We start from the raw sequence: 22,146 nt of genomic DNA, 5'->3' as shown, positions 1-22,146 counted from the left end.
CCAGAACAATTCTGCTCAGCCGTGAGAAGGTCCTTCGTTGCACTCAGGATGACAAACGATTTTAAGATGACATAACCGGCAATGTGGCCAGTAGTTGCCCCACCTCAACAGTGTGCGCGCAACGAAAATGCCCCAGCGGGCAGGCGCCGTGGCCGTGCAGGCCACAGGGCTTGCAATCCAGCGGCTCGTTGGTTTGCACCACATACGACACCGGCGACAGCGGCCCAAACCCAAACTCCGGCACCGTGGAGCAAAACACCGCCGTCACGGGTGCCCCCACCGCCGAGCACAGGTGCATGGGCGCCGAGTCGTTCACGTAGTTCATCACCGCCCCGCGCATCAGCGCCGCCGAGGCCAGCAGGCCTATTTTCCCGGTTAGGTTCACCAGATTTTTGCGTCCGCTGGCGGCCGCCAGGCGCTCGCAGGCCGCCACGTCGGGCGGGCCGCCCAGCACGTACACGCGCAGGCCCGCGGGCAGCCCAGCCAGCAGTTCCAGCCATTTGTTTTCGGGATACTGCTTGGTGAACCACACCGAAGTGGGCGCAATGCAGATGTAGGGCCCCACTGCGGCGTAGGGGGCCACAGCCGCTTCATCGGCTGCCGAAGGATATAGCCGCGGGGGCAATAGCGGCGTGGGCACGGCATCGGTGAGCAAGCGCAGATTGCGGGTCACCTCGTGGGTGCCGTCGCCGATGGCGTGCGGCACACGCCGGGTGAAAAACCGACTCAGCGGGTTTTTAGCGAAGCCCACCCGCTCCGGCGCCCGCGAAAAAGCCGTGAGGAACCCCGTGCTGGCAAAGCGCTGCAACGTGACCACGCGGCGGTAGCGAGCGGCTCGAATCTGGCCCAGCAGCTCCCACAGGGCCGCGTACTTGCGGTGCTTCTTGTCCCAAATCAGCACGCGCCGCACGTGGGGGTGGCCCGCCAGCAGGCCCTCGTTGCCGCGGCGCACCAGCACATCCACGGGCGTGGCGGGCTCGGCGTGGTGCAGATATTCCAGCAGCGCCGTCATCAGAATGACGTCGCCGATGAAAGCAGTTTGGATAAGGAGGGTAGCGGGCGAGGATTCGGGCATGGGCGAAACGCAAAATTACGGCCGCTCACCCGCGTTGTGCCGGAGACCCAAGCGCTAAGCAGCCATCAACATATAAAACGGCCAGTCGGGCGGGTCGGAAAGATACCGAACCGCCCGACTGGCCGCTGCTTTTATCTGAATGAGGAGGCCTACGTGAGCTGCGTGGGCCGGTTCACCACTTCTTCGAGCGAAATGAGGGTTTCGGTGCGCTCAATGCCATCAATAGGCTGAATGCGGTCGTGCAGCACGTCGCGCAGGTGCTGGGTGTCGCGGCACACCAGGCGGGCAAACACGCCGTAGGCACCGGTGGTGAAATGAATGCTCACCACTTCCGGGATGTCGCGCAGCTGGTTCACCACGCTGGTGTACACCGAACTTTTCAATAGGTAGATGCCCAGGAAGGCACTCACGCCGTAGCCCAGCTTCTGGTAGTCAATGCGGAGCGTGGCGCCCTGCACAATGCCGATTTCTTCGAGGCGAGCCATGCGCACGTGCACGGTGCCGCCCGAAACGTTGACCTTGCGGGCAATTTCTGTGTACGGCATCTTGGCATCCTGAATGAGCAGATTCAGGATGTTGCGGTCGGTATCATCAAGTTCGTAATTTCTAGCCATGTTTTGCAGAGGAAGATTAAACGGAAAGCGAAATTAAGGCCTGAAAATTGAAGTTATTGTAAATTTTTAGTTAAACGATGAAATTATTTGCACCATCTAACTTGTCCTCTTACATTTGTTACAATCCAAGGCAGAAGGCCACGGCAACAGCGTAGCAGTGAAAAGTGAACAAATAAACGCAGTTTTTTTGCGGTTTGTCGCTAATCTCATAATGATTGGACTTTCCAATCTCTACGGCCGTGGTTGAATACGGAGGAGAAGAGGGGAAAACGAGGCACTGCATCTGGGTGGGTGCATGTCTCACACAAGTAAGAGGCGACCTCTGGGTGGGGGTCGCCTCTTCGTGCTTTAAAACGATTGCAGTGGCCGCCTGCTACTACAGCCCAACTAATCAGCTGCTTGGCTAGCGAGCAGCCACCGGGCGCTGTTGCGCCCGGTATTGCTTCACGCCCGCCTGCAGGTACTCGCTGAATTTGCTCACGCTGGGCTCGTACGCAATGGGGGCCAGCAGGGGCTTGTTGGTGGTGTCGTTGGGGTCGAGCAGCACGTAATAGGGCTGAGCGTTAGCGTTGAACTTGCTGATTTGAAAATCCAGGTTTTGCTCGCCCATGGTGGCTTTCACCCGGCCGTCGCGCGGCGAAGTGTACCATTCGGTATTGGGCAGCGTGGTTTTGTCGTCGGCGTAGAGGGCTACCACCACGTAGTCGTTGCTGAGCTGGCGTAGCACTTCCTCGTGCGACCACACATCGGCTTCCATGCGGCGGCAGTTGCCGCAATTGTGCCCCGTGAAGTCCACAAAAATGGGTTTGCCCTGTTCCTTAGCACACTTTATGGCCTCTTGCAGGGTGAAAAAGCCATTCAGGCCCAACGGTAGTTCTAGGATGTCGGCGTAGCGGGCGGTGGTGCAGGTGGCCGCGCTGCCGGCCGTAGCCACAGCCGGAGCGGCAGCGCCACTTGGAGCGGCCAAGCTAAAATCGTGGCGGGTGGGCGGTGGCACCAACGCCGACAGCGTGGGCAGCGGTGCGCCAAACAGGCCCGGCACCAGGTACACCGCAAACATGAACGCCACCATGGACAGCACCAAACGCAGCACGCTCACGTGCGGGGTTTCGCTGTCGTGCGGCAGCCGGATTTTGCCCAGCAAGTAGAAGCCCAGCACGGCGGCCAGCACTATCCAGATGGTGAGGAACACCGGTCGCGGTACCAGGCCCCAATGGTAGGACAAGTCGGCCGAGCTCAAAAACTTAAAAGCCATGCCCAGCTCCACGAAGCCCAGCACGACTTTTAGCACATTGAGCCAGCCACCGGAGCGGGGCAGCGACTTCAGCCAAGTAGGAAACAGGGCAAACAGGATGAACGGCAGGGCGAAGGCGAGCGAAAACGCCAGCATGCCCAGCGTGGGCCGCAGCAATTCGCCATTGGCCGCCGCAATGGCCACCGAGCCAACAATGGGTACGGTGCACGAGAACGACACCAGCACCAGCGTGGCCGCCATGAAGAACAGGCCCGTCCAGCCGCCTTTGTCGGCCTGGGCGTCGGCCTTGTTCACCAGTGCCGAAGGGGCGTTGATTTCAAACAAGCCCAGAAACGACAGGCCAAACACAATGAAAATCAGAAACGACACCACGTTGGGCAGCCAGTGCGAACTGATGAAGTTGGCCGCATCGGCCCCGAACAACAGGCTGAGCAGCACGCCCGCCCCCGTGTAGATGGCCATGATGGACAGGCCGTAGCCGCAGGCCATGAGCACGCTACGCCGCCGGGTGCCGCCCATGCTGGTGAAGTACGACACCGTCATGGGTAGCATGGGGTACACGCAGGGCATTATCACGGCCAGTAGGCCGCCGCCAAAAGCCAGCAGCAGGTATTGCCACAAGCTCAGACCCACGCCGGTGCTGGCGTTGGTGCCCGCTGCCGCCGTGGCCGTAGCCACCGGAGCGGCGGCGGTAGTGGCTTCAGCGCTGGCGGTGGGCTTCGTGTCCGCGGCAGGTGCGGCATCGGCGGGCGGTGCCACGGCTGGAGTAGCGGCTACGGCCGCCGAAGAATCATCCGAAGCAGTGGGGGCCGCGGCGGTTGCGGGTTGGGCCGGGCCAGCCGGGGGCGTCACGGCACCGGTGGCCTTGGCTGGGGCGGCGGGACCGGTCACCGTGAGCGGGCCGAAGGTGAGCGGGTCGTTGCCGGGCACGCAGCGGCCGTCGACGGTGGTACAGCTTTGGTAGTCGGCGGTGGCCGAGATGGTGAGCGGGCCGGGCTGCAACACCTTGATGCGCTGGCGCAGCTGACCGGTTTTCTCCCAGAATGCCACTTCCCCTTTAAAAATCTCGTCCTGCTCGTGGTGCGACTTCACCGATTGCAGCTTGCCCACCAGCGCGTAGGCCGAGCTGGGCTTGAAGGTCACCGTGAACACCACGGGTCCTACCTCGTCGCTAAAATCGGAGGCGTAGAGGTGCCACTTGTCGTCGATGCGGGCGTTGATGACCAATTCGACTTCCTCCCCCACCTTGGCGGCGGGCTTGCTCAGCGCCGTGCTCAAATGGGTGGGCGTGAGCACTTGGGCGGCGGCCGTGCTGGCCAGAGCCAGCCACAGGGCCACGCATTTTACTATCCAGAGATTCTTCATTATTTAAAATATTCGCGCGGTGGGGTTGGTCGCGGTTGCGCCAACAACAGGGCAACTGGCCGGGCCGTTGCACGCGGCTGGCGGTTGGTGTCCGTAATTAGTCGTAAAAAGTTGCGGTTGCTTACACGCGCTTGCTCCCACAAAATAAGGGCGTCCTTACCACAAACTGCCGCGCCAAAAGTTCATCGCGCCAACCACCTGCGCCAAACTGCGTACTTTTGAGCGACAAAGGCCCCCAGACCGACCGCGTCGCGGGGGCCGCCACCATGGGTTTAAAGATACTTTTTACCGTTCTTCTGGTTTTGCTGAACGGGTTTTTTGTGGCCGCCGAGTTTGCCTTAGTTAAGGTACGGGCTTCCCAAATCGACTTGCGAGCCCAAGAGGGCAACCGCCTGGCCAAGCTCTCGCAGAGCATGCTTCACAATCTGGAAGCCTATCTCTCGGCCACGCAGTTGGGTATTACGCTGGCGTCGCTGGGCCTGGGCTGGATTGGCGAAAGCGTGGTGGCCGAGGTGCTGCTGGCCGTCATTCACCAGTTTGGCTGGGTCATTGCGCCCGAGACGGTGCACACCATCGCCCTGTTCGCTTCGTTTGCCACCATCACGGTGCTGCACATCGTCATCGGGGAGCAGGCACCAAAGGTGTTGGCCATTCAAAAATCGGAGGCTACCACGCTGGCCATTGCCGCGCCCCTGCGTTTTTTTTACGTCATCACCTACCCCGCCATCTGGCTGCTCAACAAGCTGTCGAACGGGTTGCTGGGCCTCTTTGGCGTGAAAGCCACGCACGGCCACGACATTCACACGGCCGAAGAGCTGCGCTTTCTCATCGACCAGGGCAAAGAAACCGGCGAGATTCAGCATTCGGAGCACGAGCTGATTGAGAACGTGTTTCAGTTCAACGACCGGATGGTGAAGCAGATTATGGTGCCCCGCACCAAGCTGTCGGCCCTCGACGTGAACGCGCCCGCCGACCAGATTCTCGACACCATTTTCAACGAAGGCTACTCGCGCCTGCCGGTGTACGAAGGCAACATCGACAACATCGTGGGCGTGCTCAACGTGAAGGACCTGCTGCCCATCATCCGGCGCGGCGAACCGATAGACCTGGCCCGCATCATGCGCGCGCCCTACTTCGTGCCCGAAACCAAGAAAATCAACCGCCTGCTGCGCCAGTTCCAGCGCAAGCACATCGTGATGGCCATTGTGAGCGACGAGTTCGGCGGCGTGTCGGGCATCGTCACCATCGAAGACATCATGGAGGAATTGGTGGGCGAAATTCAGGACGAGTACGACAACGAGGTGCCCGTGGTGGAGAAAGTGGCTGAGGACGAGTATCGCGTGAACCCCGCCACGCCCATCTCCGACGCCAACGAGTACCTCCCCTTCCCGCTGCCCGAGGGCGAAGACTACGAAACCGTGGGCGGCCTGCTCAACGTCATCTACGGTAGCATTCCGGAAGTGGGCGACGTGGCCGTGCTCGACCCCTACGAATTCCGCGTGCTGCAACGCTCGCGCCGCGCTGTGGAATTGGTGCAACTCCGCGTGACCACCTCGCAGGAGCGCGAAGCTCCGCGCGGGGAGCTTGACGACGAGTTGTAGGCCGATGCCTTAACCGTGTACAATTGGCTTCGTGGGCTAGAAGAACCTGTCGGAGTACTCGCCGTTTTTGGGGGCCAAGTCTCCGGTCAGGATGCGCACGATGTCGCTTACCAACCAGGCCTGCACCAACACCGCCAGCACGATTGCCACCGTGAGAAAGCCGACGTAGGAGGTGCTGCCAAATAAAATACCCAACGCCCCCAGGCCAACAAACAATGTAGCTAGTGCGGTAAGGCCCAAGTATATGAAGCCACGCCCAATATTCCCGAGGTAGAACTGGTGCGCCCCAAAAACGCCGAGGAACAGCGCCAAAAGAAACGCAATTCCTTTGCTACGCTTGGGCGTCGTATCGTCGGCAACACGCGCCGCGGCCTTGTGTTGGTCTACAACCCAGCGGCTGACTTGGGACAACCGAGGGCGTTTAGCCGCTGGCTGCAGCAGTCGGCTGCCGGCGGCTTCCGGCACTGCAAAGCGGCGTTGGGTGCGTGAAAGCTGCCGGTGGGCAGCCACCGCCTTTCGGCGCGATTGCACCCGCTTAGCTCCAGCCAAGACCTTGGCGCGAGCAGGCCGCGCCGTCTCTACTGTTGCGGCGAGCGAAGTCGGCTGGGGTTCAACCGCTGCTGGAGCGGCGGGAGGAGTCTGAAAAGAGTAGGTGGCCCGTTGGCAACCTGCTGAGACCAAGCAAGCCAGAAGCGTAATGACACGAACCAAGTGAAATGAGCAGAACTGCTTCATAATGCGCGTACAGCTGATAAGGAGCCGCTAAGTACTCTGGTCGTGCGCCGTGCTCACAAACTACAATTTGAGATTGTCAGACTTTAGCATAACACCATAGGTGGGATTTTCTCAATATACCCAACTGATTAAAAATTAATTACCCTAAAAATCCCTATAAGAATAGGGACTTTGCAAATGCTGCTATTTACTGCAGCCAGCTGGCATAGGTCTGGTAGTTGGCGGCCGTGCGCCGCAAGCCCTCGCGCTGTGCTGCCGTCACGGGCTTAATTTTCTTGGCGGGCACTCCCGCATAGAGAAAGCCGGGCTCGCAGACGAAATTTTCGAGCACCACGGCGCCCGCCGCTACGATGCAGCCCGTGCCCACCACGGCGTGGTCCATCACGATGGCGCCCATGCCGATGAGCACGTCATCTTCCACGGTGCAGCCGTGCACCAGCGCCCGGTGCCCGATGCTGACGCGGCTGCCGATGCTCAAGGGCGCTTTTTGGTAGGTGCAATGCAACACGGCGCCATCCTGAATGTTGGTTTCGTCGCCGATGCGGATGCGATGCACGTCGCCCCGAATGACGGACGTGAACCAGACGGTGCATTTCGCGCCCAGCACCACGTCGCCGATGATGGTGGCGTTGTCGGCCACGAAGCAGTCGGCCGGAATTTGCGGAAAAATGCCGTGAACTGGTAATACGAGGGCGGGCATGGCGATACAGTAGTTGGTTCGGCCGTAAATATGCGGCGGTTTTAATCGGTCATTTACTTAATTGTAATCGACAATGCTTTTTCAGGAACGCCAATCATTTGTTCGCCACTGGGTCCTGCTGTTGTTTGTGCCCGTGGTAGTCATAACGGTGCTGTTGCTCACTGTGCCGCCCAAGAGTGGGTTTCCGCTCACGTGGCCCGGCCTTATCGGGCCGGTGGTGGGCGTGGCCGGCGTGGCCCTGCTGCTCACGCTACGCCTCGACACCCGGATTGATAAGGCGGGTGCCCACTACCGTTTGTTTCCGCTGCAGTGGCAGTGGCGCACCCAGTCGTGGCCCAACGTAGCCCGGGCCTACGTGCGCAGCTACGACCCGCTGAGCGAATACGGCGGCTGGGGCCTGAAAGGCACCTCCCGCAACCGCGCCTACAACATGGCCGGCCACCAGGGCTTGCAGTTGGAACTCACCGACGGCCGCCGCCTACTGCTGGGCACCCAGCGCCCCGCCGAAGTAGCCCAGGTACTGCAGGAACTGGGTGTGCCCCTGGCCGCCTAAGCGCCCACTAGCCGCTTCCACGTCCCTTTTTCCCAGTTGTACTTGAGCGTACTGGGCAGGGCTTTCCAGAAGTACTTGCTGGTTTCGACCGCGAAGCTGGGCTGCATGTAGCAGTTGATGGTGCAGCCCTCGCAGGCGGGCAGGCGGCCTTCCAGCGCGGCCAGGCGCTGGGTTTCGGGGGCGTTGTAGAGCTCGAACAGCTTCCCATCGATGGGGAATTTCTGTTCGCCCAGGTGGTAGCAGGGTAGCACCAGCTCGTTGCTGGGCGAGATGACCAGCGTAGTGCTGGCGGCCCGGCACACGGGCGCAGCCACGTGGTTGCCGCCGTCGCGCCGCAGCTGGATGAAGGCCTCGTTCAAATACACGCCCTTGCGCTTGCCGAAGGCCGAGAGGTAATCCAGCTCCGCGGGCGTGAGCTGCTCGCCGGTTTCCACGTCGCCGTATTCGAAGGCAGGGTTTAGTATTAGCACCAGGCCGTTGGGCTGGGTAATGTCGCGGTACACGGCCTCCAGGTCCGCCAGGTTTTTGCGGAAGACGGTGAACAGGATGTCCGGCCGTTCGCCCAGCTCTTTGGCCACGCGAATGCTTTCGAGCACAAAATCGTAGCAGGCCACGCCGCGGCCCAGGTCGTGGGTCGCACGGTCGGCCGAGTCGAGCGAGAAGTGCAGCATATCGACTTTGCCCCGCAGCTTTTCCGCATTCTTGGGGTAAAGCAGGCCGTTAGTCGTCACGGTGGTGATGAAACCCATCTCGCGCGCCAGCCCCAGAAACTCGGGCAGCTGCCGATGCAGCAGCGGCTCGCCGCCGGTGAAGTCAATCACCGACACGCCCAGGCGCTTGAGGTCGCGCAGGTTCTGCGTCACGTCTTCCAGCGTGATGTAGGGCGAAGGTTTTTCCCAGATGTCGCAAAACGCGCACTTCGCATTGCAGCGGTACGTGACGTAATAATTGCAAAGGACCGGGTGCTTAACGAGGCGCATGGCGTAAAGGTACGGTCGCCTGAACGTCATGCTGAGCGCAGCCGAAGCATCTCTACCGCAGCAGTAAATGATTACGTTGCGCGGTAGAGATGCTTCGGCTGCGCTCAGCATGACGTTCAGATAGTTGTGCTAATGCGGCAGCTTGCCCCAGGCGGCAGCATCCCACTGCGCGGGCGTAGCCGCCAGCGCTTCGGCCGTGGCGTCGCCGTAGTGCTCCTGGTAGTAGTTGCAAAATTCTTTCAGCGGGCAGCGCGCGCAGTTGGGCTTCAGAAAAAAGCATATCTGCTGCCCGTGCCAGTAGTTGTGCTTGTGGAAGTTGAACAGCGTTTCGCCGTCGGCAGGCAGTAGGGCCAGTAGCACCGCGTGGGCCTTCTCCACCGATACCTTCGGCCCTAGAAAGCCCACCCGCTGCGCTACCCGGTGCACGTGCGTGTCGACGGGCAGCACGGGCTTGTGGTAGTTGAAGAGCAATAGCAAGGACGCCGTTTTCAGTCCGATGCCGGGCATATCCGTCAGCCAGGCCATTCCCTTTTCCACCGGCCACTCGGCCAGGAAGTCCAGGTCGAATGGCCCGCCGGTTTCGGCCCGAATGCGGCGCAGAATTTCCTGAATGCGCGGCGCCTGCGTGTCGGGCCAGCGCGTGGTCCGGATGGCGTGGGCCAATTCCTGCGTGGGGGCGGCCTCCACGCCAGTCCAGTCGCCGAAGGCTTCCAGCATGCGGTCGTAGGCCAGTTCCTCGTCGGCGTGGGTGGTGCGGTGCGAGAGAACGGTCGAGATGAGCTCGCGCATGGGCGTGCGGCGCGGCTCGGGCGGCAGGTGCCCGTAGAAATGGTCGAGAATCTGGTGGTCGGCCCAGGCTTTTTCGGCGGCCGGGGAGGCGTAGGTAGCGGCGGGAGAAGGCATTTCGGGTGTACCCGCGGCCGAGCCACAAGGTTGCCTTGCCGGGCTTGCACCACTTAGGCTGCATAAAAAAAAGGCGACCCGCTTGGGTCGCCTTTTTAGTTGAATACCGGCGGTTCTTACACCGCCGGCTTGGTCTTACAGTTGGCCTTTCTTAGCGGCCTTCTGCATTTTTTCGTTGGCGAAGATGGCAATTTCCACGCGGCGGTTGGCAGCTTTGCCAGCGGCGGTGCTGTTGTCGCCCACGGGCTGCGTCGAGCCGTAGCCTTTGGCCGTGATGCGGGCAGCATCAACACCCTGGGCCTGCACCTCGTTCGACACGGCCTGGGCGCGGCGCTCCGACAAGGGCTGGTTGATGGCGTCCGAACCCGAGCTGTCGGTGTGGCCTTCAATCACCACGTTGGTGTCGGCGTACTTCTTGAGGGTGGCGGCCAGTTGGTCGATGTTGCCAGCGGCTTCCGGGGTCAGGTTCGACGAGTTGGTGGCGAACAGGATGCCCGAAGCGAAGGTGATTTTGATGCCTTCGCCCACGCGCTCCACGGTGGCGCCTTCGAGGTCGCGGCGCAGCTCAGCGGCGGCTTTGTCCATTTTGCGGCCAATGAGGGCCCCGGCGGTGCCGCCCACCACGGCGCCAATGATGGCGCCTTTGGCCGTACCCGACTTGCCGCCAATAAGACGACCGGCCACACCACCGGCCACGGCGCCACCCAGGCCGCCAATGAGGCCGCCCTTCAGGGTTTTGCTCATGCCTTTCGGCTTAGCCGTCGAAACGGTGGAGGTTTGGGCCTGCGCAAAGTTGTTTACCAACAGCAGCAGGGCCAGCAGAAACGTGAGGGATGAACGAAGAAATTTCATGTTTAAAAAAGGGTTTGGATAAAAGATGCCGGCAGAAGGCCGTTTCCAGGGTATTGAGCCAGCAAGTACGCCATTTGCAACCACCTTGCCAAACTCATGAGCCGAACCCGGCCATTGGCTAGTTGAATGAGTTTAATGCTTCGCTGAAGCATAAAAAAAGGACCCGGCCGCAACGGCCGGGTCCTTTTTGGCAAAGCCCGGGAAATGGGGTTTCCCTATTTTTTCTTGCGGTAGGCCTCGTAGCGGGCCGGGTCCTTCTTCTTGTCCTTGTTGCGGCCAATGAGGCCACCGCCCACCACGCCGGCGGCACCGCCGATGATGGCGCCCTTTGTACCACCCAGAACCGCACCGGTCACGGCACCAGCGCCGCCGCCAATGGCCGCGCCTTTGGCTTTATTGCTCCAGCCTTTTTTGGGCGTTTGGGCCTGCGCGGCCGAGCCGGCCAGCAGCAGAAAAGCAAACACCATCAGGAAATATATCTTGAACGTCTTCATGACAAAAATGAATTGAAGGTTGAAAAAACAACACGCTTTTAACGCGCCCACTTTGGCGGAGGTTGTGCCCCAAGCCAGCTTTTTTTTAGAACGACGACACAAAAAAAGGCTGCCCCGCAGGGCAGCCTTCTCTATTGACAGTTGGCAGATTGAGCCGCCGCAAAGACGAGCTTAAAGCGTGCCGTTTTCGGCGGCTTTCTTCATCTTCTCGTTGGCGTAGATGGCGATTTCCACGCGGCGATTGGCCTGGCGGCCTTCGGCGGTGCTGTTGTCGGCCACGGGCTGGGTCGAGCCGTAGCCGGTAGCCGTGATGCGGCTCGACGATACGCCTTTGTTGATGGTGGAGCTGGCCACGGCCTGGGCGCGGCGCTCGCTCAGCGGCTGGTTGATGGCGTCGGTGCCGGTGTTGTCGGTGTGGCCCTCAATCAGCACGTTGGTGTCGGGGTACTTCTGCAGCACGGCAGCCATCTTGGTGATGTCGGCTTCCGAAGCCGGGCGCAGGTACGCCGAGTTGGTGTCGAAGAGAATGCCCGAGTCGAAGGTGATTTTGATGCCTTCGCCCACGCGCTCCACTTTGGCGTTCTGCATGTCCTTCTGCAGGTCGGCGGCTTGCTTGTCCATCTTGCGGCCAATCAATGCGCCGGCGGTACCGCCGGCAGCGGCGCCGATAATGGCGCCAATGGCCGTGCCCTTGGCCCCGCCGCCAATTACGCGGCCCAGGATGGCTCCTGCGGCAGCACCGCCACCGGCGCCAATGAGGCCGCCTTTGGTGGTTTTGCTCATGCCCGTTTTGCGGGCGCCGGTGCCGTTGTTGGTCGACAGGTCGGGCTGGGTGCTGGCTTGCTGCGAGGTGGCGCAGGAGCTAAACAGCAGCACGAAGGCCATCAGGACCGAAAGGAGAGATTTGGAGGTGTTCATTAGGGAAAAAGTTGGTGAGTATTTGGCCGTATACGGGAAAAGCCCGTTCCGGTGACAGGAACAGGCTTTTCAAGAAGTGTGCCGAAAGTAAAAAACGTGCTCTGGGGCCTACTGGTGGGCTTTTGGCGCGGTGCGTCGGGCTTCTCGCTGCTCTGGCACGGCCGCGGCCGGGGCCGGCCGCAGCATGCCCAGCAGGTCGGCCAGGCGCTGCTTTAGCTCGCGGCGGTCCACGATGAAATCGAGGAAGCCGTGCTCCAGCACAAATTCGGCGCTCTGAAAGCCCTTGGGCAGGTCTTTGCCGATGGTTTCCTTGATGACGCGCGGGCCGGCAAAGCCGATGAGGGCACCCGGCTCGGCAATATTAAAATCGCCCAGCATGGCAAACGAGGCCGTGACGCCGCCCGTGGTGGGGTCGGTGAGCAGGCTCACGTAGGGAATGCCCGCTTCGGCCAGCAGGGCCAGCTTGGCCGAGGTTTTGGCCATTTGCATCAGCGAGTAGCCGGCCTCCATCATGCGGGCACCGCCGGAGCGCGAAATCATCAGAAACGGCATCCGGTTCTGGCGGGCGAAGTCGATGGCGCGGGCAATTTTCTCGCCCACCACCGAGCCCATCGAGCCGCCAATGAACTTGAAATCCATGGCCGCCACCACCAGCGGCTGGCCGGCACTCAGGCCGTGGGCCGAGCGCACGGCGTCTTTCAGGCCGGTGTTGCGCTCGGTGGCGGCTACACGCTTGGGGTACTCCTTGGTGTCGACGAAGTGCAGGGGGTCGCCGGACGTTAGGTTGGCATCAAGCTCCGTGAACTGGCCGTGGTCGAAGAGGAACTCGAAGTAGTCGGCGGCGTCGATGCGGTCGTGGTAGTTGCAGTTGCCGCACACGTACAGCAGGCGCTTGTGCTCGGCCATGGTCACCACGGTTTTGCATTCCTGGCATTTGTGCCAGAGGCCGTCGGGGGTTTCTTTTTTCTGCTCGGTGGGGGTAACGATGCCCTTCTCTACGCGCTTAAACCAGGCCATATTGTTCGCTTTTAGCTGTTAGCGGGTGGCTAGTAGCTGATATTTCTTGGGAAGAGCCGCAGGCTTCGGGCCGGCGGCAACGGATGAAACAGGGCGTCAAAGATAAGTCAAACCGGCTGCGCTCTGCCACACTGCCGGCCGTAGCCGGCGGTTGTTTACGCAGGCGCTGGGTTTTGGTCTGTGCGCGCGTCAGGACATGGCTGGCGCGGCTGGCCGGGCAAAATGGCCGGAGCGCAGCAGCAACACGGGCAGCTTTTGCCGCCGGGCCACCCGTTACGCACTACCTTGCCAGGCCAACGCGGCCGGGCAGTCCGGCCGCCAACGGCCCGGTATTTGACCTTTAGCTGCTCGTGAAAACCTTCTCCCCTGCCCTGCTGGGCCTACTGCTACTCGCCGCCCCGGCCCTCAACAGCTGCGTGACGGCCAAGAAATACGACGACCTCAGTGCCCGCCAGCGGGCCGATGCCCAAGGCAAAGAGGCCGCCGAGCGCCAGTTGCGCACCACCACCGCCGAGCTGCAAAAAGCCTCCGACGAACTGGCCCAGCTGCGCCTCACCCAAAAGCGCCTCGTGAACGACTCGGCCGAAACCGGCGCCGCCTACCGCAAAACCCGCACCCTCTACAACGAGCTGAACAACAGCTACGACAAGCTACTCAAAAACAGCGACCGGGAGCTGGCTAATAAGTCATCTGACTACAACAAAGTGGCTAGAGACCTGGCTCGCCGCGAAGCCGAGCTGGGCGAGTTGGAAACCACCCTGCAAAAAGCCAAAGCCAACAACGACCGCCTCGCCGCCGACCTCCAGGCCCGCGAAACCCGCCTGACGGAACTCACCAAAGCCCTGGCCGACAAAGACAAGGCCGTGGACGACCTGAAAGCCCGCGTAAGCAAGGCCCTGCTCAGCTTCAGCGGCAGCGACCTGCAGGTGAAGCTGAAAGACGGCAAAGTGTACGTGTCGCTCTCCGAGCAGCTGCTGTTCAAATCGGGCTCGACCAAAGTGGACCCCAAGGGCCAGGAAGCCCTGAAAAAGCTGGCCACCGTGCTGCAGGAGCAAAAAGACGTGAACGTGGTGGTGGAAGGCCACACCGACAACGTGCCCATTCTGCGCGGCACCGCCGGCCTGACCGACAACTGGGACCTGAGCGCCCTGCGCGCCACCGAAATCGCGCGCCTGCTCACCACGGCCGGCGTGGCACCGGAGCGGGTCACGGCTTCGGGCCGTAGCCAGTACGTGCCCGTGGCGCCCAACGACACGCCCCAGAACAAGGCCATGAACCGCCGCACCGAAATCATCCTCACGCCGAAGCTCGACGAACTGTTTCAGATTCTGGGCAGCAATTCGAGCACGCCGGCGGCCCCGGCCGGAAAGTAACCACCTGCATTTTGCAGATTCCGCATTCGTGACCGAAGAACATTAAATAGCTTTGGCGATGGGGCAAGCCAGCGAAACAAAGCTTGGTATTCAGCTCTTTCGCAACAATGGTCCGCATTTCAATTTTTCGGGTATTGCTCCTTCTTTTTTGCTGCTGGGGAAACGCGTTCAACGCACGCGCCACCCATGTGCTAGGCGCCGACCTCACCTACGAGTACGCGGGTACCAGCGCTGCGCCAAACCTGTACCGCGTGACGGCGCGGGTTTTTAGCGACGGGAGCATGACCGGCGCCACGGCGGGGCCGCCCACGAGCATAGCCCTCACCTGCACCCAAAACGGTTGTGCGCAACTTATCAGCACGACCTCCCTGCCCCGTGTTGCGAGCCAAACCGTCCTAACGTCGTGCACCAGCACCGGCGAGTCGACCATCATCACAACTCTGCAAGGGCTGGTAACGCTGCCCCCGGCACAATGGCTGCTGGGCATCAGCATCACGGCCCGCGTGGCCGCAATGGCCAACGTGCCGCAGTCGAGCGTAGTGGGACTTTACGTAAGTGCGGAGCTTGATAATTCCACGGGCCTGATTGATTCTTCACCCCGCTTCACCGCTTCGCGCCCGGTGCACCTCGTCGGCGCCCAGCCGCAGCAGTACAGCATCAGTGCTTTTGACAGCGAAGGCGACTCGCTGGTGTATGAGGCGGTACAGCCTCTGATGCCCGGCAGCAGCCCGTCGATGCCCTGCGCAACCGCAACCGGAGGTACTCTGGCGCCTCACTTCCAGCTGAACGCCGCCACCGGTGAGCTGCTGACCGTGCCCGGCGCCGCCGGGCAATTGGGCATCTACGCGCTGACGGCACGGGTAAAGGAGTACCGACGCGTGAACGGAACCTGGCAGAAAATCGGCAGCGTGATGCGGGAGATGGATTATTACGTTTCGGCTGGCACCAACCAAGTGCCCGTCTTCACCCGCGTGGCTCCAGTGGGCATTCCCACCGGCCAGCTGCTGGGGCAGGAAATCCGCGTAACGGCCGGGCAGACAGCCTCCCTCGTCCTAACTGCCACCGACGCCGATGCCGGACAAACGCCCACGCTCAGCAGCGAAGTGGTTGGCCTGGTGCCCGGGGCCTCGTTTCAGCCACTCGCCAACGGCCAGGGCCAATTGACCTGGCAAGTGCCCGCCACGCTGCCGTCCGGCCGCTATGGCCTCACGGTAACGGCCCTCGACAATGCTTGCCCCTTGTTGGGTCACAGTGTGCTCACGCTAACATTTCTGGTGAGCAACCCAACGCTGGCAACTCGCACGCGGCAGGCCCTGGCGCAACTGCCTTTCCCGGCGCCATTTAACGAAGCTGTGCAATTTCAATTCACGGGACAAGGCGTGCAGGCCGTGGCCATTACCGACGCGCTGGGCCGCCTAGTGGCCCGGGTTGAGTCGACGCCCGATGGCCGCGTGGAGTGGCGGCCCGCTACACCGCTGCCCGCCGGCCTCTATTTCGCGCGCAATTTGGCGGGCACGCAGGTGGCCCGGCTGCAATTCAGTGGCAATTAGCAACGCCCCTACGTGGTTCATCATGAAAGGCCATTCAGCGTGCTGAATGGCCTTTTTGTCTCACAAGAAAAGGGTAATTACAGGGTGAAATTCACGCGGCCGAAGTAGAAAGCGCCGTTGAAGCCGAACTGGTTGGAATTATATAGGAAGCGGCCGCGGTTGGTGGCATCCAGCGTCGAGTAGGCCAAGCTCTGTTCGTTGTTGTTGGGGTCTTGGTAGAGACGGTCGGGGTACACGTTGAACAGGTTGTTCACGCCCACGCTCAGGCCGATGTTTTTGATGATTTGGGCGCTGATGGTCAGGTCGGTCACCCATTTGGCCGAGAAGGTCTGGTCGATGAACGAGCGGGTGGGGTCGGCATCCTTGGTTTGCACCTCGCCGAAGCGCACCGTGCGCAGGTTCACGCCGAAGATTTTGTAGCCGTAGTCAGCGCTCAGGTTGATTTTGCTGCGGGGCTGGCCGTTTTCGAGGCGGGCGCGCTGGGCGCGGTCAAACAGCGTGTTTTGCAGGCTGGCGTTGTTGTCGATGAAGCTTGAACTGTTGAAGCTGCGCACCACCGTCTCGTTGAAGTTAGCGGCGGCCGTCAGGGTCAGGCGGCTGTCGGGGCCCAGGGTCAGGCGCTCGTTGGCCACAATGTCGATGCCCTGGGTGCGCGTATTCACGGCATTGGCAAAAAACTGCACGCCCTGCACCGGGTTTTGGCCGGGGCGCTGGTTGGCGGTGAGAATGCCGGCCACCACGGTGTTATTGCGGCTGAACTGCGACGACAGCACAATCCGGTCGCGGATATCAATCTGGTAGGCATCCACGGTCAGCGTGATGGTTTTCAGGATGCGTGCCGTTAGGCCCACGCTGTAGTTGGTCGACTTTTCCTGCTTCAGCGAGCCAATGCCGAAGGCTTTGGTGATGGGGTCGTCGTTGTTGGTGGTCAGCACTTCGCGCAGCTCGCCGCTGGTGAACTGGGTGCTGGAATTGGTGAAATAGCGCTGCTGCAGCGAAGGAGCCCGGAAGCCATTGCTGATGGCGCCACGCAGGGCCAGTCCGTTCAGAATGCTGTAGCGCGCAGCCACTTTGCCGCTCACGTTCGAGCCAAAGTCAGAGTAGCGCTCGGCCCGGCCGGCCACGTCCACCAGCAGCTTATCGGTCAGGTCGCTTTCCAAGTCGATGTAGCCCGACACGTTATTACGGCTCTGGTTGAGCGCATCAGAGGGCCGGTAGCCGGCAAAGCCCTGCGAGCCCGCGGCGGCCGGCGTGCCGTTCACCTGGCGCGTGCCGAGGATATAAGAGCCCGATTCGCCGGCGTTAATCTGGAAATTATCGACCCGGAACTCGCCGCCGAAAGCCACGTTCAGCGTGGCCAGCGGCCCTACTTCGGTGAATTTGCGCGAGAAGCCCAGGTTGGTGGTGTTCTGCTGGAAAGCCAGCTGGCCGGCGTAGAACCGGGTAGGGCTGGTGCCCACCGGCAGTGAGGCATTCAGCGTGTTGGTGATGTCGTAGTCGAGGGCATTGCGGCCGTAAGTATTGCTCAAATCAGCGGCGAAGCCCAGCACCTGACCGCGCAGGCCCACGATGGCCGAGCCGTCGTTCACGGTGCTGTTGATGAAGGGCAGGAAGCCGTTGGGGTAGATGCTGGCGTCGGTTTGCGTCACCTGCGTGGGCAGGCGGTAGAGGGCACCCGACGAGCCCGTGCGGCGCGTGAGGCCGCCCGCAAAGTAAGCCTCTAGGCCAATGCTGGGAGCCAGCGTGTAGGCCGCGTTCACGAAGCTGCCGTAGGCGCGGGTGTCGGCGCTGCCCACCCGGATGTCGCGGCGGTTGAAGCCGTTCTGAGCCACCAGGGCATTATCGCGGGCTTTCAGGTCGAGTTTCTGCGCGTCGGTGAGGCCGGCGGGGTAGTTGCCGCCGGTGGTGCCCAGGTAAATGAGCGGGGCCGTATCGAGGCCGCTACGGTCCACGTAGCTGCGGTTCGAGAACTGCCCGCTCACGTTCACAAAACCACGGCGGCCCAGGCCAAAGCCCAGGTTGGCGTCGGCTTGAAACAGTTGGCCGTCGCTTTTGCTGGTTTGGCCGGCCGTGCTGCTCACGCTCACGCCGGTGGTGTCGTCTTTCAGTTGAATGTTGATGACGCCGGCAATGGCGTCGGAGCCGTATTGGGCGGCCGCGCCGTCGCGCAGCACCTCAATCCGCTTGATGGCGGCCGGCGGAATCACGTTCATGTCCGTGCCCACCGAGCCGCGGCCGGGCGTGCCGTTGATGTTGACCAGGGCCGAGGTGTGGCGGCGCTTGCCGTTCACCAGCACCAGTACCTGGTCGGGGCCGAGGCCGCGCAGGGTGGCGGGGTCCACAAAGTCGGTGCCGTCGGTCACGGTTTGGCGCGTGCTCTGGAACGAGGGCGCGATGTAGGTGAGAATCTGCGTCACGTCGGTGTGGGCGTAGGACTTGATTTCGCGGGCCGAAATCACGTCCACCGGCGCGGTGGTGAGGATGTTGGAGCGGCCCTCGGTGGCGCGCGAGCCCGTCACCACCACTTCGTTCAGCTCGGTCTGGTTGGCGGCGAGGCGGATTTCGAGGGTGGTGCGGCCATTCAGCGGCACGGTTTGGGTAAGCGAGCCCACGGCGGAGAATACCAGCGTGGCCGTGCCGGGCACGTTGGCGAGCGTGAAGCGGCCGTCGCCGTCGGTGCTGGTGCCGTTGCTGGTGCCTTGCTCCAGCACGGTCACGCCGGGCTGGCTTTGGCCGGCGGGGTCGAGCACGCGGCCGGTCACGGTGAGGTTCTGGGCCCAGGCGGCGGCCGTGGTCAGCCACAGCAGCAGCGCTACCAGCCCGATTCGGGTAGTTGTAGGGTGTGTCATAAGTAAGGGGGAAGTAAAACGGGTTTCCGGCGGCCCTGCAGGCCATTGTTGAGCCGGACAAACCCAGGAAAAAGAAAAGCCGCGCGCCCAGCCGGCCGAACTGCACGCGAGGCAGCCGGGCCGGTATAAGCAGCACCCATCAAAACCAACAATTCATATATACCAGAAATACCCAAACGGGTTACTATTCGGCCCGTAGCTACCGTAGCGGCCGGGTCGGAACTTGTTCCCGCTTTTTTCTGGTCTGGCAGTCAGCCGGGCACCGCTCCGGGCGCCGGCTACTGCCCTATCCTACCAACAACAGCAACAGCAACCCACCGCGGCCACGCCCGCGGGCGTCGACAAGCTGGTCGGGCTGAAGAAAAGACGGTTGGGGGCCAGCCGGCGCCCCGAAAGCGGAGCAGCGGCTGCGAGTATCTGTATCACGGGGCAAAGATAAAGTCAGATGCCGGGGCCGGACGGCGGACGGAATCGAGTGGCTATAAGCCGGCAGCCGGCCAAATGTTTAAGGCCGCGCTTTTTTACGTAAAAAACGCTTGTCATCCTGAGCGGAGCGAAGGACCTTCTCACCTAAGAAAACCCTGGCGTGAGAAGGTCCTTCGCTCCGCTCAGGATGACAGACGGATTGGAAAACAGACTACTCCCACCAGCCCGAGTTCAGCGGACCGGCGGCCACATCCACCCGCTGGCCGGGGGCGGGCAGCAGCAAGGGGACGCCGGCATCGGCCGCCTCAAGCAGGCGCTGCACGGGCTGCCGCCAGGCATGAAACGCCAGGTTGAACGTGCCCCAGTGCAGCGGCAGCAGCGGCCCGCCGCCTAGCAGCCGGTGGGCCGCCAGGGCATTATCGGGCCCGAGGTGAATGTCGGCCCACTCGGGGTCGGAAGCGCCGATTTCGAGCATGGTCAAATCAAACGGGCCGTAGGCCTCCCCTATCTGCCGGAAGCCTTCCTCGAAGGGGCCCGAGTCGCCGCCGAAAAATACCTTGTGCGTGGGCCCCAGCAGGCACCACGAGGCCCAGAGCGTGTCGTTGCGGGTGAGGCCGCGGCCCGAAAAGTGGCGGGCCGGCGTGGCCACCAGCGTGAAGTCGGGCGCCAGCGCGGCGGTTTCCCACCAGTTCAGTTCGGTGATGTTGGCGGCCGGCACGCCCCAGCGGCGCAGGTGCGCCCCCACGCCCAAGGGGCAGAAGAATGGCACGCCGGTGCGGCCCAGCGTCCGGATAGCAGCCGCGTCGAGGTGGTCGTAATGGTCGTGCGAGAGCAGCACGGCGTCCAGCCTGGGCAGCTTGTCGAGCGGCAGCGGCGGCGCGAAGAACCGCTTCGGCCCCACGAGTTGCGAGGGCGACACCCGCTCGCTCCACACCGGGTCGGTGAGGATGCGGCGGCCGTCGATTTCGAGCAGCATGGTGCTGTGGCCCAGCCAGGTGGCCCGCAGCGCGGCGGGCGGCACGGGCGTGGCCAGCGCCACGGCATCGGCCCGGAAAGGACCGAGCGGGGCCTTGGGCTCTCGTTCGGCTTTCTCAAACAGCCAGCGCTTCAGCAGCGCGCCGTAGCCCGAGGGCGGACTGACGGTGGTGGGCAGGACATTTTCGTAGGTTTTACCGTTGTAGGCGGCCTGCAGGCGCGGCGCGGAGGCAGTTTGAAGACTCATGGTGCCTGCAGACGCACGACTCGAGCACATATTTTGTCGCGGCCTAGCGCAGCTTGAATGCCAGCCCCAGGCGCAAGGTGCGCGAATAGACTTCAGGGCTGGCGCCCAGCAGGCCGCTCTGGTAGTTCAACAGGCCGTGCGAGTAGCTGGCATTGAAGCCCAGGCGGTGGTACCACACGGTGGCGTCGGCCCGCAGGCCGGCATCATAGCGGCTGGCGGCGCGGTTGGGCTGGTCGACGGCCCAGCTCAGGTTGCCGTTGTAGGTGCCGCTGCCTTTCTCCCGGAAACCAAACACGTAGGCGCCCTCCGGCCCGGCCAGTGCATCTATCACCAGCGCCCCTGCGTCGAAACGGTGGCCCAGCCCCACAAAGGCCGTCACACGTTGAGCTAATAGTTCGGTGCTGCCATCGGCGCGGTAGGCGCCTGAAAAAGAGCTGGTGAGTGGCTGCGAGTAATAGAGTTGCGTGATGCTGGTGCGGCTGCGCAGCCACTCGTACCCCAAATCGAAAGCCACCAGGCCCTGGCGCTGGCCCACGTGCTGCACCCGCGCCCCCAACGCCAGGCCCGCACCCAGCCGGCTGCTGTAGGGGTTGTTGGTGTAGCCGTTGGGCTGCCCAAAGTTGTTGGCGAAGTTGACGAACGAGGTGCCTTCGGCGCTGGGGCCGCCAAACCGGAACAGCCCAAGTCCGGCCCGGCCACTGATTTCGGTGTGCTGGGCGGCGGCCGACAGAGGCAGCGCCAAGAGCGGCAACAGGAGGAAGGCGTTTCTCATTTGGGAAGGAAAGGCTGGAGCAGCGTTGCCAAACCGGCAGCCTGCTTACCCATGACCGGCACCCCGCCCCTCCCGTTGCACAGCCTTATTTTTTAGCTTTAACGCTTTCACCAGCAGCCTGCTATTTCACAGCTAGCAGCGCCTGCGCCACGGGCAGCGTGCGCTCGGCCCAGAGCCGCATCTGCAGGCCCGAATAATGGAGGCCGTCGCTGGTGAACTGCCGGCTGGTACCGGCCGCGGCCCGGGTCAGGTCCGTGATGTTGACGCAGGCCACGTGGGCTTGGCGGCATTCATCCTGCGCTGCGGCGTTAAACTGGTCGATTTCGAGCCCGATGGCAACCGGGTCGCGCCCCTGCCGCTGGCCGAAGGGCGACTGTCCCCAATCCGGAATGGAGAGCACCACCACGCGGCTCGACCGGCCGCCCGCAAACCCAATGGCCTGCTGCAGCAACGCCCGAAACTCGGCGCGGTACTGCGTCAGCGACTGGCCCCGGTACTGGTTGTTCACCCCAATCAGCAGCGACACCAGCTCATAGGAAGAGGCCGGCTTGGCATCGGCAATGGCGGCCTGCAACTCGGCCGTGGTCCAGCCGGTGCGGGCAATGTAGTCGGGGGTGGCCACGGCCAGGCCCTGGGCCGTGAGCAGGCCCGCCAGCTGCGTGGGCCAGCGGTCGGCGGCCGCTGCGCCTTCGCCGATGGTGTAGGAGTCGCCCAGCGCGAGGTAGCTGAGCCCCGTGGCGGCAGCGGGACCGCCGCCGGATGCATTGGCCGGAGCTACCTGCGGCTTGGCGCAGCCCAGGCCGCCCGCCAGCAGCAGGGCCAGCACGAGGGAAAACAGTCGATTCATGCGTACGATTTCAGGCCACAACCGCCGCACCTACGCCAATGGTGC

19 protein-coding genes are annotated in these 22,146 nt (G+C 62.4%); 4 read left to right on the top strand and 15 right to left on the bottom strand.

The features are described from left to right. Positions 1-61 precede the first annotated feature (61 nt). The 3 genes from MUN81_RS06145 to MUN81_RS06135 all read right to left on the bottom strand — a co-directional run bounded on the left by MUN81_RS06145 (position 62) and on the right by MUN81_RS06135 (position 4,309). Complete coding sequence (locus tag MUN81_RS06145) at positions 62-1,075, bottom strand: glycosyltransferase family 9 protein (RefSeq protein ID WP_245115946.1); 1,014 nt, start codon at positions 1,073-1,075, stop codon at positions 62-64. Positions 1,076-1,224: 149 nt separating this feature from the next. Continuing rightward, a complete protein-coding gene (locus tag MUN81_RS06140) occupies positions 1,225-1,689 on the bottom strand; it encodes an Lrp/AsnC ligand binding domain-containing protein (protein ID WP_046244611.1) in 465 nt (154 codons plus the stop codon). A gap of 403 nt (positions 1,690-2,092) precedes the next feature. Continuing rightward, positions 2,093-4,309 (bottom strand): thioredoxin family protein, encoded by a 2,217-nt coding sequence (locus MUN81_RS06135; RefSeq protein WP_245115944.1) that lies wholly within the window; start codon positions 4,307-4,309, stop codon positions 2,093-2,095. 266 nt (positions 4,310-4,575) lie between these two features. Here MUN81_RS06135 and MUN81_RS06130 point away from each other — a divergent pair, with 266 nt between their 5' ends. Beyond that, on the top strand, positions 4,576-5,910 hold the full coding sequence (locus MUN81_RS06130; protein ID WP_280638274.1) for a hemolysin family protein: 1,335 nt from the start codon (positions 4,576-4,578) through the stop codon (positions 5,908-5,910). A 36-nt stretch (positions 5,911-5,946) separates the two neighbouring features. Here the strand turns inward: MUN81_RS06130 and MUN81_RS06125 are convergent, their stop codons facing one another. Further along, positions 5,947-6,645, bottom strand: coding sequence for a TM2 domain-containing protein (locus MUN81_RS06125; RefSeq protein ID WP_245115940.1), 699 nt, complete (start codon positions 6,643-6,645; stop codon positions 5,947-5,949). A gap of 187 nt (positions 6,646-6,832) precedes the next feature. Further along, on the bottom strand, positions 6,833-7,345 hold the full coding sequence (locus MUN81_RS06120) for a gamma carbonic anhydrase family protein (RefSeq protein ID WP_245115938.1): 513 nt from the start codon (positions 7,343-7,345) through the stop codon (positions 6,833-6,835). Positions 7,346-7,418: 73 nt separating this feature from the next. On the opposite strand from MUN81_RS06120, the gene MUN81_RS06115 reads away from it, so the two are divergent. Further along, the gene (locus MUN81_RS06115) at positions 7,419-7,898 is read left to right on the top strand and encodes a hypothetical protein (RefSeq protein WP_245115936.1); all 480 of its coding nucleotides are present in this window, start codon (positions 7,419-7,421) and stop codon (positions 7,896-7,898) included. Here MUN81_RS06115 and MUN81_RS06110 read toward each other — a convergent pair. The 6 genes from MUN81_RS06110 to accD form a co-directional block, all read right to left on the bottom strand. Continuing rightward, a complete protein-coding gene (locus MUN81_RS06110; RefSeq protein ID WP_245115934.1) occupies positions 7,895-8,878 on the bottom strand; it encodes a radical SAM protein in 984 nt (327 codons plus the stop codon). The two genes, MUN81_RS06115 and MUN81_RS06110, sit on opposite strands and share 4 nt — an antisense overlap. A 129-nt stretch (positions 8,879-9,007) precedes the next feature. Continuing rightward, positions 9,008-9,781 carry an endonuclease III gene (locus tag MUN81_RS06105; RefSeq protein ID WP_245115932.1) on the bottom strand — a complete coding sequence of 258 codons (774 nt, stop codon included), beginning with the start codon at positions 9,779-9,781 and terminating at the stop codon, positions 9,008-9,010. A gap of 135 nt (positions 9,782-9,916) precedes the next feature. Next, positions 9,917-10,633, bottom strand: a complete 717-nt coding sequence (locus MUN81_RS06100) for an OmpA family protein (protein WP_245115930.1) — start codon at positions 10,631-10,633, stop codon at positions 9,917-9,919. A gap of 215 nt (positions 10,634-10,848) precedes the next feature. After that, entirely contained in the window at positions 10,849-11,127 is a 279-nt protein-coding gene (locus MUN81_RS06095) for a YMGG-like glycine zipper-containing protein (RefSeq protein ID WP_245115928.1), read from the bottom strand. A gap of 171 nt (positions 11,128-11,298) precedes the next feature. Continuing rightward, positions 11,299-12,045, bottom strand: a complete 747-nt coding sequence (locus tag MUN81_RS06090; protein WP_245115926.1) for an OmpA family protein — start codon at positions 12,043-12,045, stop codon at positions 11,299-11,301. Positions 12,046-12,153: 108 nt separating this feature from the next. Next, positions 12,154-13,062 carry an acetyl-CoA carboxylase, carboxyltransferase subunit beta gene (accD, locus tag MUN81_RS06085; RefSeq protein WP_245115924.1) on the bottom strand — a complete coding sequence of 303 codons (909 nt, stop codon included), beginning with the start codon at positions 13,060-13,062 and terminating at the stop codon, positions 12,154-12,156. A gap of 350 nt (positions 13,063-13,412) precedes the next feature. On the opposite strand from accD, the gene MUN81_RS06080 reads away from it, so the two are divergent. After that, positions 13,413-14,435: an OmpA family protein gene (locus tag MUN81_RS06080; protein WP_245115922.1), complete on the top strand. Its 1,023-nt coding sequence runs from the start codon at positions 13,413-13,415 to the stop codon at positions 14,433-14,435. A gap of 188 nt (positions 14,436-14,623) precedes the next feature. After that, positions 14,624-15,985, top strand: coding sequence for a hypothetical protein (locus tag MUN81_RS06075; protein WP_245115920.1), 1,362 nt, complete (start codon positions 14,624-14,626; stop codon positions 15,983-15,985). 77 nt (positions 15,986-16,062) lie between these two features. Here the strand turns inward: MUN81_RS06075 and MUN81_RS06070 are convergent, their stop codons facing one another. From MUN81_RS06070 to MUN81_RS06055, 4 genes are all read right to left on the bottom strand, one after another. After that, positions 16,063-18,834, bottom strand: coding sequence for a TonB-dependent receptor (locus MUN81_RS06070; protein WP_245115918.1), 2,772 nt, complete (start codon positions 18,832-18,834; stop codon positions 16,063-16,065). 637 nt (positions 18,835-19,471) lie between these two features. Then, positions 19,472-20,482, bottom strand: coding sequence for an MBL fold metallo-hydrolase (locus MUN81_RS06065; protein ID WP_245115916.1), 1,011 nt, complete (start codon positions 20,480-20,482; stop codon positions 19,472-19,474). 43 nt (positions 20,483-20,525) lie between these two features. Further along, positions 20,526-21,254: a hypothetical protein gene (locus MUN81_RS06060; RefSeq protein WP_245115914.1), complete on the bottom strand. Its 729-nt coding sequence runs from the start codon at positions 21,252-21,254 to the stop codon at positions 20,526-20,528. 121 nt (positions 21,255-21,375) lie between these two features. Further along, on the bottom strand, positions 21,376-22,101 hold the full coding sequence (locus MUN81_RS06055; RefSeq protein WP_245115913.1) for an SGNH/GDSL hydrolase family protein: 726 nt from the start codon (positions 22,099-22,101) through the stop codon (positions 21,376-21,378). Between the last annotated feature and the right edge of the window lie 45 nt (positions 22,102-22,146).

It is taken from the genome of Hymenobacter sp. 5317J-9 (assembly GCF_022921075.1).
In the GTDB taxonomy this organism is placed as follows: domain Bacteria; phylum Bacteroidota; class Bacteroidia; order Cytophagales; family Hymenobacteraceae; genus Hymenobacter.
Note: the sequence above shows the minus strand (reverse complement) of the source record. Positions and strands in the feature narration are given on the sequence as shown.

Coding starts and splice junctions, on each gene's coding strand:
- MUN81_RS06145 (WP_245115946.1), bottom strand. CDS start 1,075: ATGCCCGAATCCTCGCCCGCTACCCTCCTTATCCAAACTGCTTTCATC.
- MUN81_RS06140 (WP_046244611.1), bottom strand. CDS start 1,689: ATGGCTAGAAATTACGAACTTGATGATACCGACCGCAACATCCTGAAT.
- MUN81_RS06135 (WP_245115944.1), bottom strand. CDS start 4,309: ATGAAGAATCTCTGGATAGTAAAATGCGTGGCCCTGTGGCTGGCTCTG.
- MUN81_RS06130 (WP_280638274.1), top strand. CDS start 4,576: ATGGGTTTAAAGATACTTTTTACCGTTCTTCTGGTTTTGCTGAACGGG.
- MUN81_RS06125 (WP_245115940.1), bottom strand. CDS start 6,645: ATGAAGCAGTTCTGCTCATTTCACTTGGTTCGTGTCATTACGCTTCTG.
- MUN81_RS06120 (WP_245115938.1), bottom strand. CDS start 7,345: ATGCCCGCCCTCGTATTACCAGTTCACGGCATTTTTCCGCAAATTCCG.
- MUN81_RS06115 (WP_245115936.1), top strand. CDS start 7,419: ATGCTTTTTCAGGAACGCCAATCATTTGTTCGCCACTGGGTCCTGCTG.
- MUN81_RS06110 (WP_245115934.1), bottom strand. CDS start 8,878: ATGCGCCTCGTTAAGCACCCGGTCCTTTGCAATTATTACGTCACGTAC.
- MUN81_RS06105 (WP_245115932.1), bottom strand. CDS start 9,781: ATGCCTTCTCCCGCCGCTACCTACGCCTCCCCGGCCGCCGAAAAAGCC.
- MUN81_RS06100 (WP_245115930.1), bottom strand. CDS start 10,633: ATGAAATTTCTTCGTTCATCCCTCACGTTTCTGCTGGCCCTGCTGCTG.
- MUN81_RS06095 (WP_245115928.1), bottom strand. CDS start 11,127: ATGAAGACGTTCAAGATATATTTCCTGATGGTGTTTGCTTTTCTGCTG.
- MUN81_RS06090 (WP_245115926.1), bottom strand. CDS start 12,045: ATGAACACCTCCAAATCTCTCCTTTCGGTCCTGATGGCCTTCGTGCTG.
- accD (WP_245115924.1), bottom strand. CDS start 13,062: ATGGCCTGGTTTAAGCGCGTAGAGAAGGGCATCGTTACCCCCACCGAG.
- MUN81_RS06070 (WP_245115918.1), bottom strand. CDS start 18,834: ATGACACACCCTACAACTACCCGAATCGGGCTGGTAGCGCTGCTGCTG.
- MUN81_RS06065 (WP_245115916.1), bottom strand. CDS start 20,482: ATGAGTCTTCAAACTGCCTCCGCGCCGCGCCTGCAGGCCGCCTACAAC.
- MUN81_RS06060 (WP_245115914.1), bottom strand. CDS start 21,254: ATGAGAAACGCCTTCCTCCTGTTGCCGCTCTTGGCGCTGCCTCTGTCG.
- MUN81_RS06055 (WP_245115913.1), bottom strand. CDS start 22,101: ATGAATCGACTGTTTTCCCTCGTGCTGGCCCTGCTGCTGGCGGGCGGC.